This window comes from Paraburkholderia sp. (assembly GCF_049581445.1).
Classification (GTDB): domain Bacteria; phylum Pseudomonadota; class Gammaproteobacteria; order Burkholderiales; family Burkholderiaceae; genus Paraburkholderia.
Window position 1 is genome coordinate 1 of record NZ_JBAURZ010000206.1, and the last position, 4,336, is coordinate 4,336.

The 4,336-nt window shown below is 62.3% G+C and carries 4 protein-coding genes; 1 reads left to right on the forward strand and 3 read right to left on the reverse strand.

Annotated elements, in window-relative coordinates; translation table 11 throughout:
• Positions 1-2: 2 nt before the first annotated feature.
• Positions 3-1,103, reverse strand: a complete 1,101-nt coding sequence (phnT, locus tag WCA85_RS18220; protein WP_424066276.1) for a 2-aminoethylphosphonate ABC transport system ATP-binding subunit PhnT — start codon at positions 1,101-1,103, stop codon at positions 3-5.
• 137 nt (positions 1,104-1,240) lie between these two features.
• Entirely contained in the window at positions 1,241-2,335 is a 1,095-nt protein-coding gene (phnS, locus tag WCA85_RS18225) for a 2-aminoethylphosphonate ABC transporter substrate-binding protein (RefSeq protein ID WP_424066277.1), read from the reverse strand.
• Between the two features lie 291 nt (positions 2,336-2,626).
• Here phnS and WCA85_RS18230 point away from each other — a divergent pair, with 291 nt between their 5' ends.
• Positions 2,627-3,796 (forward strand): 2-aminoethylphosphonate--pyruvate transaminase, encoded by a 1,170-nt coding sequence (locus tag WCA85_RS18230; protein ID WP_424066278.1) that lies wholly within the window; start codon positions 2,627-2,629, stop codon positions 3,794-3,796.
• Between the two features lie 36 nt (positions 3,797-3,832).
• On the opposite strand, the gene WCA85_RS18235 is transcribed toward WCA85_RS18230, so the two are convergent.
• The coding region (locus tag WCA85_RS18235) for a DeoR/GlpR family DNA-binding transcription regulator (protein WP_424066279.1) at positions 3,833-4,336 on the reverse strand (504 nt) is incomplete at its 5' end.

Genomic DNA, 4,336 nt, shown 5'->3' on the forward strand with positions numbered 1-4,336 from the left:
CTTCAGGGCTGAATAAGGACGACATCGTCTGCCTCATATTTCAGGGAGATACGCGCACCTTTCTCCGGCGACATGCCGTGACCCCGTTGCATCGAGACCAGCACGGTCTCATTGGGCATCGCATCGAGCGTGACCGACACTGACAGGACTGCCCCATACCACTCCACCGACGTAATCACGCCGTGCACTTGTCCTTCGCCGAGCGGCACGATACGCAATGCCTCGGGCCGCAGACATGCAACCCGGTCACGCGTGTTGTAGCGTGCATCGCCAAGGGGGAACGCCACGTGCGGCGGCAGCAGATTGGCCGCGCCGAGATAGCGCGCCACGAAACTGTCATTGGGAGCGTCGTACAACTGCTGGGGCGTACCCAGCTGCGCGATGTGTCCTTCGCGCATCAGCAGCGTGCGGTCGGACAGCACCAGTGCGTCGTCCTGATCGTGGGTCACGCACACGATGGTCAGATTCGGCAGCCGCTCATGGAGTGACTTCAGTTCAGAACGCACCGACGCGCGCAGATTGGCGTCGAGTGCGGAAAGCGGTTCGTCGAGCAGCAGCACATCTGGCTCGATCACCAGCGCGCGCGCCAGCGCGACGCGCTGTTGCATGCCGCCGGACAGTTGCGCCGGCATCACGTGCCCAGCATCGCCTAGCTGCACGAGCTTGAGCGCGTCCGCCACGCGGCGGGCAATTTCCTTTGACGACTCGCGCCGCGCGCGCAAGCCAAACGCCACGTTTTCGAATACTGACAGATGCGGAAACAGCGCGTAGCTCTGAAACAGCAAGCCCAGATTGCGCTTATGCGGCGGTACATGCGTGAGGTCGTGGCCGGCTACGGTCAACGTACCGGCGAGACCATCCGCTTCGATAAACCCGGCGATGAAACGCAGCAACGTGGTCTTGCCGCAACCGCTGCGGCCGAGGACGGTCAGCAATTCGCCGCGCTCGATGTTCAGCGACAGGTCGTCGAGCACCGTGCGCGTACCGAAGCGCACAGTCAGATTCTCGATCTGCACGCCGCCCGGCGTGCCCGGCTGCGCTGCGTTGAGCGCCTCCGGTGAAGCGCCCAGCGCGTCAGCATGGGCAAGAGTTGCGGTATTCACCGGGTTCGTCCTCCAACTTGGGTAGTGCGGTAACAACGTACAGCGAACGGAAAGCAGAAACAGCAGAAACAATCAGACGCAGTTGACGTGAAGCGGCCACAACCCGCGCCGCCCACGTCGAGACTAACAGCCGGGCCTTATTGCGCCGGCTTGACGACTTCAACCTGCTTGCCGGAGTCGCCGATCACGTCGTTCTTCCAGCGTGCCGTCCAGTCGGCCTTCTTCGCCATGACCTGGTTCCAGTCCACCGGAATCAGCTTCACGCCGGCAATCGCCTGCTTGACCGCTTCGCCGTTCTTGCCCGTCAGCGGAACGTCCGTACGGCCCGGGATACCGAAGATGTCCGGCACCTTGGACTGCACGTCTGTCGACATCAGATAGTCGATCAGCTTCTTGCCTTCAGCCTGGTTCGGACCGTTCTTGATCAGGCCGATCGCATACGGCAACTGGAACGTAGTCGGCTTGCCGCCGGGCGTTGCCGCCAGGAAGATCGGCTTGAGCGTCAGGCCGCCGTTGGCCGCGTCGTCCAGATCCATCTGCAGGTCGCCGTTGGCCACCGAGATTTCGTTACGCGAGAGCAGCACGTCGAGGTAGCCCGTACCCTTGGTGTGGAACTTGGCGCTCTGTTCGAGCTTCTTCAGATAATCGAACGCCTTGTCTTCGCCCATCAGCGACGTGGTCAAAATGATCACCGCCATGCCGTCGCCAGCCGTAGCCGGATTCGAGTAGGCCACCTTGCCCGTGTAATCCGGGTGCAGCAGGTCGGCGAAGGTCTTCGGCTGGGTCTTCACCACATCCGGATTGATCGCGAACGAGAAGTAGTTGTTGACGAAAGTCGCCCACGCACCGTTCGGCGCCTTGGCGATCGCCGGCACGTTCTTGTAGTTGGCGCTCTGGTAAGCCTGCAGCAGCCCAGCCTGATCGGCCTGCTGGATGAACGGCGGCAGCGTGACGAGCACGTCGCCCTTCGGAGCATCCTTCTCGATGGTGGCGCGGTTCACCACTTCACCGCTGCCTGCCGTGACGATATTGACCTTGACGCCTTCCTTCTTTTCGAAGGCAGGCAGCACATCCTTGTAGAGATTCTCAAGTCCATCTGCCGTGTACAGCACCACCGCGTCGGCGGCCTGGGCGGGCAACGCCGCGCCGCCAAATGCAGCAGCCACGACGAGGGCCGGCAGCGTTTTGCGGACGATGCTGGCAGTCGCGCGAAGGTGATTCGTCTTTTTCATGTCGCTCTCCGAAAGGCAAAAACCCGAATGGTCGGGTAAACCCAAAACCTGTTTTTGATGTGGCGGCGGTAGCGCCGCGCCGCTTACGTTCGCCCACAGCCAGCCCGGTGCGATTGCAGATTGCTGACAACCTTGCTGCTGTGGGTCCAGCCAGACTAACAGCCTACTAACGAATCGCGCGCTGTCCGCCTTGCCTGAACCGGCATCGCAAGGATCACAGGTTTGCATGACAGCGACGTGACTATTTTCTCCATTTCCAAAAAATGACACAATTCGCCAATAATATGCACGATGCCATGTGCGCCAACAGGTGCTCATCGCGACGCATTTTTTGATGACGGAGGCTGTGTGATTCTTGGAAACGATCCGATCCTGCTCACCCCGGGACCCCTGACGACTTCGCCGGCGACGCGCCAGGCCATGTTGCGCGACTGGGGTTCGTGGGATGCGGCGTTCAACCGTATGACCCAGTCCGTGTGTGCCGATCTGCTGCAGATCGTACATGGCGAAAATGATTACGTTTGCGTGCCGCTGCAAGGCAGCGGCACGTTTGCTGTAGAGGCTGCCATCGGCACGCTGGTGCCGCGTCAGGGCTGCGTGCTGGTCCCCAACAACGGCGCGTACTGCACGCGCATCATCCGCATTTTGCAGCGCATGGGTATTGCGTATGTTGAACTCGCCCTGCCCGAGAATGAGCCCGTCAGCGCCGCGGCGATCGAAGACGCTTTCAACCGCGACGCGCGCATCACGCACGTGGCGCAGGTCCACCTGGAAACCAGCGCGGGGCTGCTCAATCCGCTCGACGATATCGCTGCTGTGTGTCAGCGGCACGGCAAACGCCTGATCGTCGATGCAATGAGTTCGTTTGGCGCGTTGCCAATCGATTTGCGCCAAGGCGGTATCGACGCGCTGGTCTCGGCGAGCGGCAAGTGCCTCGAAGGCGTGCCGGGGATGGGCTTTGTGATTGTGCGCCGCAGTCTGCTGGAAGCGTGCGAAGGCCGCTCGCCGTCACTTGCGCTGGATCTCTACGATCAATACGCCTACATGCAGAAGACCACGCAATGGCGTTTCACCCCACCGACCCATGTCCTCGCCGCGTTGCGCACCGCACTTGACCAGTTCATTGCAGAAGGCGGCCAGCCGGCGCGCGGGGCACGCTACACGCGCAACTGCGCGGCGCTGGTGGAGGCGATGAAAGCGCTCGGGTTTGAAACCTTCCTGAGATCGGAGGTGCAGGCGCCGGTGATCGTCACGTTTCACGCGCCGCGTGATCCGGCATGGAATTTTGCCGATTTCTATGCGGCGGTGCGTGATGCCGGCTACGTGCTGTATCCGGGCAAGCTGACGCAGGTGGAGACGTTCCGCGTGGGCTGCATCGGCGCGATTGACGCCAATGAGATGCACAACGCGGTCGCCGCTATTGCGCGCACGCTTTCCACGCTTGGGCTGAGCGTCCGGTAAGGGACTGGGCGCCGCTCCGGCGCCCAGCGCTGGCCATCAGGCAATCAGCAGTTCCGGGCCGCGGGCAGCGATTGCCTTGGCGAGCGTGCGCTCGGGAGCGAGCTCCGTGACGAGATAGCGGGCGCTCTCGAAGCCGTTGATGCGCACCGGCGTGACGCGCCCGAACTTCGAGTTGTCCGCCACGACGACGACCATGTTGGCAGCCGCGATCATCCGGCTGCGCACCTCGGCGGCCATGCGGGTGTAGTCGGTCAGCCACGCTTCGGGCGAGATGCCGCCCGCTCCGACGAAGGCAAAATCCGCGTGATACTGAGTCAACTGATGGACCGTGTCGAGGCCAAAGGTGGCGTCCTCATTGTCCGACAGTTCCCCGCCGAGCAATGTGACGCGGTTATCGTTACGGCGGCCAAGCAGCAGCGCGATGCGCCAGTCGTTGGTGTACACGGAGAGTTTATGCCGGCTGGTCAGCGCGCGCGCCACGGCCTGGGTGGTACTGCCTGAATCGATGATGACGGAGGCGCCATCCGGCACGAGTTCCGC